The following is a 16,858-nucleotide window of genomic DNA, read 5'->3' as shown; positions in this document are numbered from 1 at the left end:
TGCTTCCCTTTGGAAGCAGTTTTTTTGTACAAAAAAAGGCTGTCTTTTTAGAGACAGCCTTTTTAATATTCGATGTAAATTTTACTCTTTTATGAATTTCATTACTTCTGTTTCATTGTTATCATTCAGAACTTTTACAATATACAGTCCTTTGCTTAAATCACTGATCACAAAAGGAGTATCTTTCGAATGATTACCATTAAAGCTTTTTACCATTTGTCCCGTGATTGAGAAAACCTGAACTTTAGTGGTATTAGTATTTAACGTAAAATAACTTGAAGCAGGATTTGGATATAAATTAACCGTATTGGTTTTTTCATAATTAGCAATTGCTAAGTTTGCTACTTTATTACCGTAAATTAGAAAACCGCCTGCGGGAATATTAATCGGAGCATTCACATTAGTGACATTAATTGAAGAATTATCCATCAAATTGTACCAAGTTCCGGTATAAGGAAAACCAGTCGGTACATCTTTAGCAGTCAAATCAAAATTAGCTAAGACCAATACATCTCTAAGTTGCGTTCCCGCCAAAGCGGCATTGGTAATCTTAATATTAGGCGTTAATGAAGTACCACTTGTCATCGTTGCTGTTCCAGAAAAAACGGGTTCCGCAATTTTCATACTGATCATTTTAGCCCAATCCGTATAAATCTTACCTCTTCCGGCATCTCCTAACCAATTATTTGTCCATTGCGGTTGCGGTTTTTTGTCCAATTTACAGTCTCCTGAAATTGCATCTGCAGAGGTATTTACAGAGCCATCATTGCAACTAAAAATAGAAATATCCCAACCTAATTCACCAAAATGCCAAATCATTTTTGGTCCCGGAACTAATAAAGAAACCGCTCCTAAAGCTGACATTCTTGACAAAGCAGTTGCAGGAGTTTTTACATTATAGCCATTTAGATTGGCACCATATTGTATGTTTTTATACATCAATCGTTCTTCATCATGACTTTCAGCATATCCCATTAATCTGTTTTTGGTAAAACCGTGGTTAGCACTGTTCATTCTTGCAATATCATTGCTAGAATTATACCCCATAGTCAATTGATTGTATGGATCGGTCATTTTACCCCACATCATGATTCCTTTGCTAGGAGTTTCGGCAATTCTATAATTTGCCCATTGCTGTTCCTCTGTATCGCTTCCCAAATGTTCAAAAATAGTGTAATGTGTTGGATCTAGACTCCAAGAATAATCGGCATAATCTTTCAAAATAGCAACTCTGTCTGCTTGATACGCATTTGTACAAGTTTCATCATTTGCCGTACAATTTTGCGTAAAGCCTTTGGTTAAATCCCAACGGAAACCGTCAATTTTATATTCTTGAATCCACTGTTTTATTACTCTTTTTACGTAATTTTTCGTCAAGTCCGAAGTATGATTGAAATCGTTCCCTACACTATAACTGTGTTTCGCCACAGTATTCAAATAAGGATTTTCTGTTGAAGGAGAACCCCAGCCGTCGCCATCAGGATCGTTCATCCACATTCTAACCATTGGATTTCTGTCAAAAGCATGATTCAATGCAACATCCAGAATTACTGCAATTCCGTTTTGATGGCATACGTCTATCAATTCTTTAAGTTTACTTGAAGTACCATAAAACTTATCCAATGCCATATGGAAAGAAGTGTTGTAACCCCAACTTTCATTTCCTTCAAATTCCATTACTGGTAATAATTCGATGGCATTTATTTTTAAATTTTTGAAATAATCAATTCTGTCAATTACACTTTGGTAACTTCTACCCGCATCAAAATCCCTTACCAAAAGTTCATAAACCACCAATTTTTCCTTTTCAGGTTTTACAAAATTAGTCGTTGAAGCACTCCAAGCATAAGGCATTTGACCCGTTTGCAAAACAGTCACTTCTCTTTGTTGACCTGTAGGATATACAGGCAAATTTGGATAAGATGCAGCCGGAATATAAGGATCGTCATCGGCCGATAATACTAAAGTAGAATAAGGATCCGCGGTTTTTACCAGAGAAGGCGTCCCTGCAATAGGCGTTGCGTCAACTACCCAATATTGATAGGTATAATTGGTACCCGATGTTAATCCGGTTAGTTCCAACCAAAATTTTCCTGAAACAGGGTCCTTTTTCATGGCATAGTTTGCGTCCGGCTGCCAGTTATTAAAACTACCGGCTACGTACACGAAATCCTTTAACGGAGCATCAAGAACCAGAGTTGCTTTAGTAAAATCCGCACTGTTATAATTGATTCCATCCAATAAACCTGCAGGCATTACTGCACTAACGGCTCCTGGATTTACGATTACTGTAAACTTTTTAATTACCGTAGTACTTCCTTGTGTTACCTCCAATACATAATTTCTATTACCGGTAATATTAGTATCATTAAAAGCATAACTAGCTGTACTTGCATTTGTATTTATGCTAGTGCCATTTGCTTTTAAGTTATAGCTGGCATTGCCGCCTGTATTTGTTGCGGAAATATTAAAACTGGCTCCAGATGCAATTATTGTTGAACTATTTTCAGTTGGAGCTGTTAGATTTACTTGAAAAGCTCCAACATTAAAAAAAGTATCCGCAGTCTGCATGTTTCCAGCGTCATTTCTCAATACAACACAAATTTCAGTGATAGAACTAGAAAGTGGAACTCCAAAATAAGTATATAAATCAGGTGTTAGATCTAATTTATAAGTAGTTCCTGAAATAAATGTTAATGCAGGCTGAGTTGAATTGTTCGCCCATGTTCCTTTGACATTTTGCCATCGTGTTCCATTAACGGTCAAACCAATATGCGCATATATTGTGCCTGTATAGGCAGCTAATGGCGTTCCCATTTTATTAAAATTTAGCGTAACAGAAGCACTAGCAATCGCCGGCGAAGGCGTTGTTGTGAATTGCGCAAAACTAATAGATGATATTAGTAAAAATAATAAAGTAATTTTTTTCATCTCATTTATTTATTAAATTAAATAAAAGGGGCTATCCATAAGACAGCCCCTTCAAATTTAAAAAAATTAATTTTTTGTAATCGTGTATTTGTAATTTCTTGGAGAACTTAAATCTAAAGTTATCGTGTAATTTCCAGCTGCTACAGCAATATTATCGCCACCATATTCTAGGTGAGAACCATCAGGAGCCGTTTTAAGTTTACCTAGGTTTATATCCCAACCATTATTCGCTCTAAATTTAAATTCAGCTCCAGTTAGCGTTGCAGTTACAGACCATAATTTTGTCGTTTTATTGTAAGTCATTGCTGTACTGTTATCCCAACCACCCGCAGTTGCACTACCAATGATTCCCCATGAAGTTGCAGTCGCTTTGTAAGTTAATTTTTCAGTATCAACTACAATCTGATAATAACCAGCAGCAGGAATTTTAAGATTAGCTCCTTTAGGATCTAATGTTCCTGCAGTTGCTCCAGCTCCAAACTCACCTTTCCACTCTGGGAAACTTGTGAATTTATATTCTGCATTAGCATCATTAAAATTAACATATCCTTCAAAATCTACTTTACCATATCCTGAAGCAGAAAGTTGTGGAGATGTAGCAGGATCCCAATCGTTAGGATATCCAGAGGCTTTAGCATAACCACCAGGAACCCATAATTTAGGATTTTCAGTAGTGTAAGGCGTAACTACAATTCCTACAACATTAGAATACATTGCAGCAAGGGCACCAGCGCTTGATTTTACTCTTACTTCAAATTCCCCAGGGGAAAAAGGCGTTGCTTTCAATAATAAAGCCGCTTTATTCATGGATTCAACACTTACAGAAACTTGATTTGCTGAAATTACAGATCCAATAGACTGAGGAGTTTTGAATGCATTTCCTTTTTTGTCCATTTCTACTGCATACGTAACTTGTACGTCACCTCCAAAATTAGCTGATTTCCATGTAAAACGTTCTGCTTGAGCAGCTGCATTTGCAGGAGAAAGAACATAAGCAGCACCAGAAGTTGGAGCTGTTAATACTGGGGAATCAACCCCTTCAATGACTGGTCTGTCTTGAACATCTTGTACCGTACAAGAGAAAGCAACTACTGCAAATAAAGCAATTATTGATTTAGTTATATTTTTCATTTTTATATATTTTTTAAATTATTAATATCCAGGGTTTTGTTGTAATTTACTATTTGAAGATAAAGCCGTTGCAGGAATAGGGAATAAATCTCTGTAAGACTGTGTTGGAGATCCTCCAGCAACATTCCCTTTCCATGGCCATAAATAACTACCTCCAGAGAATTTTCCGAAACGAATTAAATCTGTTCTTCTGTGTCCTTCCCAATGTAATTCTCTCGCTCTTTCGTCAAGAATAAAATCAAGTGTTAAATCGCCTTGACTTATTGTAGCGCCTTTTGCTCTTGTTCTTAAAGCATTAAGATAAGTAGCTGCTTGTGGCAAAGTCCCACCTGCACCTCGTACAGCACATTCCGCATACATTAAATAAGCATCAGCTAAACGGAAAATTGGAAAATCTGCATCAGAAAAGTTACCTGCTTTATCTGAACCTTGTTTACCATTTACATCTACATTTCTAAATTTTTGAATTGCATAACCATCTGTAAAAGAACCAATATTCTTAATTTCTTTGGTTTGACCATCTTTATAGAATTGTCCACGTGCATCTGTAGTATTAGCATCAAACTTATCAACAAATGCAGCAGTTGTTCTAATACCAGCCCATCCACCATTGATTCCAAATTCAGCTGCTTTCATACTACCGCCTACTGGGGCATGCGTTAAGAAAGTAGTTCCACCATAAGTTTGTGTATGAAGACCGTCAAAGCCTATTGCAAAAATAAATTCGTTTTGCGCACCATTTTTATCATTATCTGCAAAAAACAATTGATTGTAATTAGTGTGCAATTTATAACTTGAACCCGTGATTTTTGTAATTAATGGAACTGCCGCAGCATAATGATCTATACCAGTATATACTTTTGCATTCATGTACAATTTAGCTTGTAACATCCAGGCAGCAGCTTGATCCACACGATACGCCTCATTAGCTTTTGGTGCTTTCAATAATGGAGTAATCGCTGTCAATTCATCATCAACAAATTTGTATAATTCTGCTCTTGTGGCATATTCTGGGTAAAAGAAAGTACTCGGAGAATCCTCCGTTACTAATGAACCACCACCAAACATATCAATTAAATGCCAGTACGTCATTGCTCTCAAGAAACGTGCTTCAGCTCTGTAAGTAGCGATCTCCGCTTTCAAAGTAGCATCAATTCCTCTTGCAGTTAATTTTTCATCAGTAGTTTGACGTAAAAACTCATTGCAGTTTACAATTTGAAAAGAGTAACGGGCAAAAACAGCCGTTACAAAACGATCCAAAGAAGTCCATGTTTGTGAATGAAGATCTTTTATAGTTCCATCATTCCAGGCAATAACCGCTTCATCAGTAGTTAATTCCTGTAACAACCAATACCCTCTAATGTATTGACTCTCTCCTTCATCTATTCCTGAAATATCTGGAGAACCAGCCGCAGTTTGTCCTGAGGTAGCAAATCCTGCATATAATTTGGCTAGATTTTGCTTATAAGATTCCGGTGTACTGAAAAATTGGTCACCCGGAATAGCATTAGCACTTTCTGGAGCTTGGTTCAAATCATTGGTACATGATGGGAACAACATCACCAACAGTAACAAAGAAATACCCAATAATTTTATTTGTGTCTTTTTCATTTTTCTTGTTATTTGTATTAGAAATTAACGTTTAAACCTAACGTGAAAGTAATTGGTCTTGGATATAAATTATTATCTATACCTCCAGAAATTTCTGGGTCTAATCCACTATAGTCGGTAATTAACAAAACATTTTGAGCTGCTAATGTTAATTTAACTAATGAAGTAGAATTCGGTTTTTGATTAAAAGTATACCCTACGCTAACATTGTCCAATCTAACGAAAGCCGCATCTTGGATGTAATAATCCGACTCATATCTTTTAGTGTCCTGAGTAGTAAAACCAGTTTCCAAAATATTGGCAACACCATTAGACAAGTCCGTTTCTCTTAATAATATGTTTTGGTAAGAACCTTTGCTTGAATCAACATTGTTATAATTAAAATTACCCCAAGATCCTCTCCAGTTCATTCCAAAATCAAAATTTTTGTACGTTACACTTGTATTGAAACCATAAAACACATCAGCCGCCGGCTTGTGAAAACGGTATTTATCCTGTTCTGTAATTATTCCGTCTTTGTTTCTGTCAATATAAACACCATCAATTGGTTTACCATCAGCTCCGTATGCTTGCTCGTACACATAAAACGAACTTGGTGCATACCCAACCTGGTGATTTTGAATTGTGTTTCCTGTAGCTCCTTCGTATCCTCCTACATTAATACCCGGAGTATTTGGTTGTGTTGTAGTTAACTTAGTGATTTTAGAGTCTTGAAAAGTAACGTTTCCGCCAATTCTCCATTCTAAATCATCAGTACGAACTGGAATAACTTCACCTGAAAGTTCAATACCTTTATTTTCTATAGTTCCTACATTATAATTGTCATAATTAGAAAATCCAAAGAAAGATGGGTTTTGAGTGTACAACAATAAATCTTTCGTAGTTCTTTTATATAAATCTACAGTACCAGTAATTCTATTATTAAACAATCCATAATCAAGACCTGCATTGACCGTAGTAGTCTCTTCCCATTTCAAATTACTGTTGTATGGTTGCGGTCTGAATGTATTATAAAATGTATTACCAAATTGGTATTGTGCCTGACTGTTAGAAACTAAATACAAAGGAATAGATGGATAACTCACCCCAATATCTTGTTGTCCAGTTACACCCCAACCGCCTCTAAGTTTTAATGTAGAAATACTAGACACATCTTTTAAGAAACTTTCTTCATTCAATTTCCAAGCTAAAGCAACTGCAGGGAAATTTGCCCAACGGTTTGCCTCTGTAAAACGAGAAGTACCATCGCGTCTGTAAGACAAAGTCAATAAGTATTTATCGGCAATTGTGATGTTAGTTCTAGCAAAAAATGACTGTAAGTTCACACGTGACGGAACCGGAACTCCTGGAGTACTAATTTTATTTTCAAAATTATATGAAGATCCGTCATTAACATCTCTAAAATCTTGGTATGAATACCCTCCTGTCAAATCAATTTGTGTATTAATTGATTCTACTTTTTTATTGTAGTTCAAAAACAAATCCATCAATTTATTATTTCTTGAACCTGTATTCTCATAGGAATTATTATATCCAGAACCTGGAAGTCCATTTAGATAATTTGCGTCTGTATTTCCATATGATCTTCCGCTTAACTGATCGTAACCAAAATTAGCTACAGCCTTCAATTCCGGTAAAAAGTGCATTTTATATTCCGTTTGAATATTTCCGATGCTTCTGTAAGAAGTTCCAAAATTATTCTGCTGATTTATTATAGATAATGGATTCCTACCTGCTAGTTGATTAATTTGCGTTGGAGAAGTATACCATTGGAAATAAGTACCATCGGCATTACTTACAACCTGTGTAGGGTCAAAGCTAATTGCAGAACCAATAGCCCCTCTATTACTATAATTATTTTTAATCAAGGAAGTGTTATTATTCAATTCAATTTTCAAATGTTTGTCTAGGAAATTTCCAGTTACACCAACCCCAATAGTCGTTCTCTGCATGTTATCTCTTTTCAAGATACCATTCAAATTCGCATATCCTACAGAAGCTCTGTACACTACATTATCTACACCCCCACTTAATGCAATGTTATGATCCGTACCAATTGCCGTTCTGTAAATTTCATTTTGCCAGTCTGTATCAGCAGCACCCACCAAAGCTTTTTGCGCTGGTGTACCATGAGCAGTAATAAAATCTCTAAATTGAGTAGGCGTCAAAGCATCTACTTTTTTAGTAATTTCAGATACTTGCAAATTTCCATTATAACTTACTTGCATATCCCCTGCTTTACCTTTTTTGGTCGTAATAATTATCACACCATTAGATGCACGAGATCCATAAATAGCAGTCGCTGAGGCATCTTTTAATACCGAAATAGATTCGATATTATTTTGATTGATTGTTGACAATGGGTTTCTACCTCCATTGATTCCACCTGCCGCAACCGGAACACCATCAATTACATACAAAGGATCGTTATTAGCAGACAATGAAGAACCACTTCTGATTCTTATTGTCGCGCCTTCACCTGGAGAACCACCTCCATTAATGATTTGCAAACCAGCCACTTTACCTTGAATCATTTGATCCGCAGAAGTTACCGGTCCTTTATTAAAATCTTTGGTTGTCAATACTGTTACTGCACCCGTTGCATCTTTTTTCTTAACGGTACCATAACCTACTTGAACAACGACCTCTTTTAATTGATTTTCATCTTCTCCTAAAGAAACCATTAATGATTTTTGAGAATCATAATTAACGACAGAAGCTTTATATCCAATGAAAGAAAACACGACCTTATCGCCTTTCTTAACATTTGACAATTGAAACTTTCCATCAAAATCTGTAGAAACACCATTGGTGGCGCCTTGAACATTTACATTTACTCCCGGAATTGGCTGTCCTGACACTTTATCAAGAACAGTTCCAGTTACAGTATTCTGAGCCAGAATACTAAGAGGCAGTAGTAGTAATAAAAATAACAACTTTTTATAAATTGTTTTCATACTTTTTGTTTAAATTAATTTGAATTTTGGTTGTGGTTTTAACTTTTAATTTTACTTCGAATGTTAAATTTATGTAAATTTTGTCACGCCCGACAAACCCCCTTTTTATTTGGTTTACGAAAACGTGATAGTGTTGAAAACTTTCTTTATTATCTAATTATTTAAGGGATAAATTGCCATTACTAAAAACAAATCATATCTTTATTACGAAAATAATTATTATCAATTTTACAATTATGAAAAGGAAGGTAACGCTTAAACAAATTGCCAAAGAACTTGATGTTTCAATTTCCACAGTTTCAAAATCTTTAAGAAATAGTTTAGAAATTGGAGAAGATACCAGACTAAAAGTGCAAGCTTTTGCCAAATTTTACAACTACAAACCCAACAATATAGCCCTGAGTTTAAAGAATCGAAAAACAAAAACCATAGGAATTATCATACCAGAAATTGTTCATCATTTTTTCTCGACCGTCATCAATGGAATAGAACAGGTTGCAAACGAAAACGGATACAGTGTAATCATTTGTTTATCAGACGATTCTTTTGACAAGGAAGTCCTTAATATGGAAATGTTGGCTAACGGTAGTATCGATGGCTTCATTATGTCCCTTTCTAAAGAAACCCAGTTCAAAGGTGATTTCCATCATATTACTGAAGTAATTGACCAAGGAATGCCTGTAGTTATGTTTGATCGGGTTACCAATGAAATTCTTTGCGACAAGGTTATTATTGACGATAAACTTTCTGCCTATGAAGCAGTTCAAAGCCTGATTGATAAAGGGAGAAAGAAAATTGCCCTGGTTACCACCGTTGATTATGTTAGCGTAGGTAAGCTTCGCACCGACGGCTACATAAAAGCATTATTAGACAACAACATCCCTTTTGATGAAAATCTAATTATTAAAATCGAAGACGTCGATACTTGCGAAATAATAATCGGAAAGCTATTAGAAGACAAAGCGATTGATGCCGTTTTTGCCGTTAATGAGCTTTTTGCCGTAATCTGTATTAAAACAGCGAACAAAATCGGACTGAATGTTCCTAAAGATTTAGCAGTTATTGCATTTACGGATGGAATTATTTCAAAATATTCTACTCCTACTATTACAACGGTGAGTCAAAGCGGAATAAAAATGGGGAACAGAGCCGCAAAAATGCTGATCGACCGATTAGAATCAGAACATGAGGACGAAGAGGAAGAGAATTATAAAACAGAGGTAATTGAAACTCATTTAATAGAAAGAGAATCTACAAATTAGATTTTTGCAGCTTTATTCGATTATTTGATTTTTGAGAGAATGCAACATTCTACAAATAGTAGTCTATGTCTAATTTCGAAGTTTCAGGACTAAAAATCTAAGAAGTCTAAAAATCTAGCTAATCTAAGTAGTCCATTCTGTATAATATTCAGTACTACAACCTTGTAGTTAAAAATATTTTTTTTTATTTGTTTCTAAAAAATAAAAGTTTGAAATATATTTTTATATTTACCCCATCAAAGCTTTTACTTTTACTTCGAAAATAAGACAAGTTTTGATAAGCATAGCGCTTATCGTATTAATTTTTAAATTACGATAATGGAGAAGCGTAAATTAAGTTTCTGGCAAATTTGGAACATGAGTTTCGGATTTCTGGGAATTCAAATGGGTTTTGCCTTGCAAAACTCGAATGTCAGTAGAATATTTCAAACTTTAGGTGCTAATATTGACGACATCCCAATTTTATGGGTTGCTGCTCCTTTGACCGGATTAATTATTCAACCAATTATTGGCTATTTTTCAGATAGAACCTGGACAAAATTAGGACGAAGAAAACCCTATTTTTTAGCAGGTGCAATTTTAGCCTCGGCGGCATTATTTATAATGCCTAATTCACCAGTACTTTGGATTGCTGCAGGAATGCTTTGGATCATGGACGCGTCTATCAACGTTTCAATGGAACCATTCCGTGCTTTTGTTGGAGACAATCTTCCAGAAAAGCAACGTACAATGGGATTTGCCATGCAAAGTTTCTTCATTGGTATTGGTGCTTATTTCGCTTCAAAATTGCCTTTGATTTTCACCCATTTAGGAGTTCAAAACACAGCTCCACTTGGTATTATTCCAGATTCAGTGAAATATTCCTTTTATTTCGGTGGAATTGTATTTATCATAACTGTGCTTTGGACCGTTATCACTTCCAAAGAATATTCTCCGGAAGAATTAGCCGCTTTTGAAAAACACAAAGAAGATACTTTTGTAAAAGAGGAACATTCTGCTGATTGGTTTGCATCTAATGCAAAATCGCATTTAACAAAGGGAATTTCGTTTCTAATTGTCAGTGTCTTATTTTCGTTAGCCATCTTCTATTTTGATTTAAAGAAAGATTTATACGTTTTATCACTTGGACTTATTGGTTTGGGCGGATTGGCAATGTTAGTTTCCGGATTAATGCAAAAAACGAACAATACTGAAAATGGATTTGTAACGATTATGAATGATTTTCAGTTTATGCCAAAAATCATGAAACAATTGGCTTGGGTTCAATTCTTTTCTTGGTTTGCGCTTTTCTCCATGTGGATTTACACCACTCTAGCCGTTACGCAACACATTTATGGCACAACAGACACTACTTCTACCGCCTATAATACTGGCGCAAATCAAGTAGGTGAAATGTTTGCTAATTATAATTTAATCGCAGCAATTGCTTCTTTTTTACTACCATTATTAGCCAAATATACCAGTAGAAAATTCACCCATTTTGTGGCATTAGTTTGTGGTGGTCTTGGTCTTATCTCCATTTATTTTATATCAGAACCAACCGCATTCACTATGGAATGGCTTCCAATGATTGGTGTTGGAATTGCTTGGGCAAGTATTTTATCTATCCCTTATGCTATGTTATCTGGTTCATTACCATCTAACAAAATGGGGTATTATATGGGAGTTTTCAACTTCTTTATCGTAATACCACAATTAGTTGCTGCATCCATTTTAGGCTTTTTAGTTTCTAAATTTTTTAATAACGAACCTATTTATGCACTTTTGATTGGTGGAGCATCAATGATTCTAGCCGGAATTATTGCTCTTACCATTAATGACGAATCAAAAATTACAATCAATGAATAAAAAAGTATTCATCTTCGACCTTGACGGAGTTATTGTTGACACCGCCAAATACCATTTTTTGGCTTGGCAAAAAATTGCAAAAGAATTAAATATTGATTTCACACTTGAACATAACGAACTTTTGAAAGGAGTTAGTAGAGTGCGTTCATTAGACATAATTTTAGAATTAGGAAATGTTGAAGCTTCACAAGAAGACAAAGACAAATGGTTAATTCAAAAAAACGAAGATTATCTAACGTATCTGGTGGATATGGATGAAAGTGAAATTCTTCCGGGTGTTTTTACAATTTTAAAGTTTTTAAAAGAGAAAAACCAACCTATCGCTTTAGGTTCAGCAAGTAAAAATGCCAGACCAATTCTCAAGAAAACTGGAATATTATCGTATTTCAATGTTGTTGTAGACGGAAATGATGTTACTAATGCTAAACCAGATCCTGAAGTTTTTCTGATTGCGGCTAAACTATTAAATATAAGTCCAGAAAATGCTATCGTTTTTGAAGATTCAGTAGCTGGTGTACAAGCCGCCAATATAGGGAAAATGACAAGTGTTGGAATTGGCGAAGCATCTATTTTACATGAAGCAAAATACATCTTCAAAGACTTTACAGAAATAGACACCGATTTTATAGAAGAATTAATTAGAAAATAAAAAGATAGAAGAAAAAGAAACGAGAAGCAACAGGTTAGAAAAACAGAACTAAAATTCAACAACTGTAAACTTCTAAACGGTAAACTTTTTAAACTTTAAACAAAAGTAAAGAATGAATCAAGATTATATAAAACCTGACAATTGGTCGATCATTGAAGAAGGATTTGATGTAGAGAGCGTAAAATCATCTGAGAGTCTTTTCAGTATTGGTAACGGAGCGATGGGACAACGTGCGAATTTTGAAGAAAATTATAGCGGTGAAACATTTCAAGGAAGTTATATTGCCGGAATATATTATCCTGACAAAACCAAAGTGGGCTGGTGGAAAAATGGATATCCTGAATATTTTGCCAAAGTTCTGAATGCGCCAAATTGGATTGGAATTGAAATCGAAATCAACGGTGAAAAATTGGATTTGAACACGTGTTCAGATGTCAAAAACTTTCGTCGTGAATTAAACATGAAAGAAGGCTGGTATCACCGTTCTTTTGAGGCAACTCTAAAAAACGGAACTGAAATTTCAGTAAAGATCCGTCGTTTCCTTTCTATCATTTTAGATGAAGTTGGAGTCATAAATTACGAAATCACACCTTTAAATAAGGATGCGAAAATAATTTACAAGCCATATATTGATGCTGGCGTAACCAATGAAGATGCCAACTGGGAAGAAAAATTCTGGGAAATACTTGATGTCAAAAAATCAGGAAACGAAGCTTTTATAACTGCACAAACATTCAAGACGCATTTCAAAGTAACTACTTTTATGCAGAATAGCATTTTGATTAATGGAGAGAAAACGAATATTTCCCCTTCAAATATTGAAGCTGTTTCGGATAAAATTAAATCTAGTTATGATGTTGTTGTGGCTCAAGGCCAAAAATCATCTATCCAAAAAATTGGTGGTTATACCGTTTCTTTGAACCATACAAATACTCAAACTGCTGCCGAAAAAGTGATTCAAACTGCACTTGCAAAAGGATACAACCAAATGTTACAAGACCAAGTTGATGCCTGGGCAAAAATTTGGGAAATGTCAGATATCACAATTGACGGTGACGTGAAGGCACAACAAGGAATTCGTTTCAATATTTTTCAGTTGAATCAGACCTATTTAGGAAAAGATTCCCGTTTGAATATTGGACCAAAAGGATTCACGGGAGAAAAATATGGCGGATCTACGTATTGGGATACCGAAGCGTATTGTATACCATTTTATATGGCGACCAAAGACCAAGAAGTAGCAAGAAACTTATTGACGTACCGTTACAATCAATTGGACAAAGCCATTGAAAATGCTGCGAAATTAGGTTTTACTAACGGCGCTGCTTTGTATCCAATGGTAACGATGAATGGTGAAGAATGTCATAACGAATGGGAAATTACATTTGAAGAAATTCATAGAAATGGAGCCATTGCATTTGCCATTTATAACTTTTACAGATACACTGGCGATTACAGTTATATTCCCGAAAAAGGATTGGAAGTATTAATAGGAATTGCACGTTTCTGGCATCAAAGAGCGAATTTCTCAACTAATCTTGATAAATATGTTATCCTTGGAGTTACAGGACCAAACGAATATGAAAACAACGTAAACAATAATTTCTATACCAATTATATTGCAAAATGGTGTTTGGATTATACGTACGAACAGATTCAAAAAGTATCGTTGGAGTATCCTTCGGATCACAAAAGAATTTCAGAGAAAGTAAAAATTTCAGATTCGGAATTACAGTCATGGAAAAAAGTAGCTGATAATATGTACTTCCCTTTTTCGGAAGAGCATAACGTTTACTTGCAACAAGATGGATTCTTGGATAAAGATCTTGTGAGAGTAGCTGATTTAGACAAAAGCCAAAGACCAATCAATCAAAAATGGTCTTGGGATAGAATTTTACGTTCGCCTTATATTAAACAAGCCGATGTTTTACAGTGTTTCTATTTCTTTGAAGATCATTTTTCTAAGGAAGAACTGAAAAACAATTTTGAATTTTACGAATCTTTTACGGTTCATGAAAGTTCACTTTCGCCTTGTGTACATTCGATTCAAGCGGCGCTATTAGACAAAATGGATATGGCGTACACGTTCTATTTGAGGACTTCTCGATTGGATTTAGATGATTACAATAAAGAGGTAGAAGAAGGTTGTCACATAACTTCAATGGCAGGAACTTGGATGAGTATCGTAGAAGGTTTTGGCGGAATGAGAATTAAAGAGGACAAACTTCATTTTTCTCCAAAAATTCCAAAAGAATGGAACGGTTATTCCTTTAAAATAAATTTCAGAAATCAAATTTTGAAAGTAAATATTACTCATAATGAAACTTCCTTTTCAATCGATGGTCAAAAAGAGCTGTCAATAGTTGTAAATGGAAAGGAAATTGTTGTTTTGCCTAATCAATCGGTAACTGTATAAGTAAATTAATTGTTGGAACTTGTAGTTGATTCTATCATTTAATAAGAGGCCTCAAAGGCTCACAGACAATCCCAATTTTCATTGGGATTGTTTAATTACCAACAGTTTTTAAAATTTAGTTTTCTGCTGCCGCAAATTTAATATCACTAAAAAGTATATAATAATGAATAAAATTGGTACATTCCCTTTCATAAATAGGAGCTTTCTAAAAAAAATAACCTTATTCCTTTTCTTTATGTCTTTATCATTAAACGCTCAAATTCAAAGGATCGAACCTCCTTTTTGGTTTGCGGGCATGAAAAATCCGGAATTGCAAATTCTATTTTACGGTCAAAATATAGCAGAATATCAAGTTTCTGTTTCTAATTCCATAAAAATCACCAACGTGAAGCGAACTGAAAATCCTAACTATATTTTCATCACCGTTGACACGAAAAAAGTGCCGGCAACTGATTTGATTTTTACTTTTAAAAACAATAATAAGGAAAGCTTCACACAAAAATATTCATTAAAGAAAAGAAGAGAAAATTCCGCTCAACGCAAAAGTTACGATTCTTCGGATATGATGTATCTACTGATGCCGGATCGATTTGCCAATGGAAACAGAAATAATGACAGCGAAAACTCCACCATCGAAAAATACAATCGGGAATTACCTGGAGGAAGACATGGTGGCGACATCGAGGGAATTATAAAAAATCTAGATTATATCTCCTCTTTAGGAGCAACGACGATTTGGAGTACCCCACTTTGTGAAGACAACGATCCTTCTTTTTCGTATCACACTTACGGTCAATCTGATGTTTATAAAATAGATCCTCGATACGGAACCAATGAAGATTACGTAAGATTGTCTTCCGAAATGCATAAAAAAAACATGAAACTAGTCATGGATTATGTAACCAATCATTGGGGAATTAAACATTGGATGATGAATGATTTACCTACAAAAGGATGGATTAATCAATTTGATAATTACACACAAACCAATCATAAAAGAACGGTTATCAATGATACACATGCCTCTAAAGTTGATAAAGAAACTTGCTTAAACGGATGGTTCGCACCATCAATGCCTGATTTAAACTTATCGAATCCTTTAGCGTTAAAATACCTGATCCAAAATGCACTTTGGTGGATTGAATATGCAGATTTAGATGGTTTTAGAGTAGACACCTATAATTACTCTGATCCAAAAGGGATTGCTACATGGACAAAATCCATCACAGATGAATACCCAAATTTTAATATCGTAGGGGAAGTTTGGATGCAAAGCCAAGCGCAAATGGCATACTGGCAAAAAGACAGCAAAATAGGCCAAATTCAGAATTACAATTCCTATTTACCAAGTGTAATGGATTTTACATTATACGAAGCAACAACAAAAGTTTTCAACGAAGATGACGGCTCTTGGGACAAAGGAATGATAAAATTGTACGACAATTTCACCAATGATTTCCTGTATCCAAATATCAATAACATCTTGGTTTTTGTTGAAAATCACGATACTAATCGATTCAATCAAACGTACGGAAACGACATCAGAAAATACAAAATGGCAATGAGTTTACTAGCCACCATTCGCGGAATTCCGCAATTGTATTACGGAAGTGAAATTGGAATGATTGGTGATAAAAATAAAGGTGATGCCGATATTCGCCAAGATTTTCCAGGCGGTTGGGAAGGGGATGAAAATAATGCTTTTATCAAAGAAGGAAGAACTCCGGGGCAAAGTGAATATTTCGATTTTACTGCCAAGTTATTCAATTGGAGAAAAGGCAAATCGGTGGTACATTTTGGAAAAATGACACATTATATTCCGGAGAATAATGTCTACACTTATTTTAGATACAACGCCAATGAAACGGTTATGATTTTGATAAACAACAGTAATGAAACTCACAAAATAAACACACATCGGTTTAAAGAAAACATCAAGAACTTTAAAACAGGAAAAGATGTGATTTCTGAACTTACATTTGATGTTACGAACGAAATTATAATTGAACCAAAATCAGTTTTGGTTTTAGAGTTGAAATAATACAAAGCAAAA

Annotated in this window: 9 protein-coding genes; 5 read left to right on the top strand and 4 right to left on the bottom strand. The window is 34.9% G+C overall.

All coding sequences use genetic code 11. The annotated features are described in order from the left end of the window. Window positions 1–81: 81 nt before the first annotated feature. The 4 genes from BUC23_RS03395 to BUC23_RS03380 all read right to left on the bottom strand — a co-directional run bounded on the left by BUC23_RS03395 (window position 82) and on the right by BUC23_RS03380 (window position 8,630). Window positions 82–2,931, bottom strand: coding sequence for an alpha-amylase family glycosyl hydrolase (locus BUC23_RS03395; protein ID WP_073205415.1), 2,850 nt, complete (start codon window positions 2,929–2,931; stop codon window positions 82–84). A 66-nt stretch (window positions 2,932–2,997) separates the two neighbouring features. Further along, complete coding sequence (locus BUC23_RS03390) at window positions 2,998–4,062, bottom strand: SusE domain-containing protein (RefSeq protein ID WP_073205412.1); 1,065 nt, start codon at window positions 4,060–4,062, stop codon at window positions 2,998–3,000. 21 nt (window positions 4,063–4,083) lie between these two features. After that, the gene (locus BUC23_RS03385) at window positions 4,084–5,673 is read right to left on the bottom strand and encodes a RagB/SusD family nutrient uptake outer membrane protein (RefSeq protein WP_073205409.1); all 1,590 of its coding nucleotides are present in this window, start codon (window positions 5,671–5,673) and stop codon (window positions 4,084–4,086) included. Between the two features lie 17 nt (window positions 5,674–5,690). Next, a complete protein-coding gene (locus BUC23_RS03380; RefSeq protein ID WP_073205405.1) occupies window positions 5,691–8,630 on the bottom strand; it encodes a SusC/RagA family TonB-linked outer membrane protein in 2,940 nt (979 codons plus the stop codon). A 236-nt stretch (window positions 8,631–8,866) separates the two neighbouring features. Here BUC23_RS03380 and BUC23_RS03375 point away from each other — a divergent pair, with 236 nt between their 5' ends. The 5 genes from BUC23_RS03375 (at window position 8,867) to BUC23_RS03355 (ending at window position 16,846) form a co-directional block, all read left to right on the top strand. Beyond that, window positions 8,867–9,892: a LacI family DNA-binding transcriptional regulator gene (locus BUC23_RS03375; RefSeq protein ID WP_073205402.1), complete on the top strand. Its 1,026-nt coding sequence runs from the start codon at window positions 8,867–8,869 to the stop codon at window positions 9,890–9,892. Between the two features lie 318 nt (window positions 9,893–10,210). Continuing rightward, complete coding sequence (locus BUC23_RS03370; RefSeq protein WP_073205399.1) at window positions 10,211–11,740, top strand: MFS transporter; 1,530 nt, start codon at window positions 10,211–10,213, stop codon at window positions 11,738–11,740. Then, window positions 11,733–12,389, top strand: a complete 657-nt coding sequence (gene pgmB / locus BUC23_RS03365; RefSeq protein WP_073205829.1) for a beta-phosphoglucomutase — start codon at window positions 11,733–11,735, stop codon at window positions 12,387–12,389. Before BUC23_RS03370 ends, pgmB begins: the two co-directional genes overlap by 8 nt. Before the next feature lie 112 nt (window positions 12,390–12,501). Further along, window positions 12,502–14,805, top strand: a complete 2,304-nt coding sequence (locus BUC23_RS03360) for a glycoside hydrolase family 65 protein (RefSeq protein WP_073205396.1) — start codon at window positions 12,502–12,504, stop codon at window positions 14,803–14,805. A 163-nt stretch (window positions 14,806–14,968) separates the two neighbouring features. Beyond that, window positions 14,969–16,846: a glycoside hydrolase family 13 protein gene (locus tag BUC23_RS03355; protein ID WP_073205392.1), complete on the top strand. Its 1,878-nt coding sequence runs from the start codon at window positions 14,969–14,971 to the stop codon at window positions 16,844–16,846. Window positions 16,847–16,858 lie beyond the last annotated feature (12 nt).

This window comes from Flavobacterium xinjiangense (assembly GCF_900142885.1).
Classification (GTDB): domain Bacteria; phylum Bacteroidota; class Bacteroidia; order Flavobacteriales; family Flavobacteriaceae; genus Flavobacterium; species Flavobacterium xinjiangense.
Note: the sequence above shows the minus strand (reverse complement) of the source record. Positions and strands in the feature narration are given on the sequence as shown.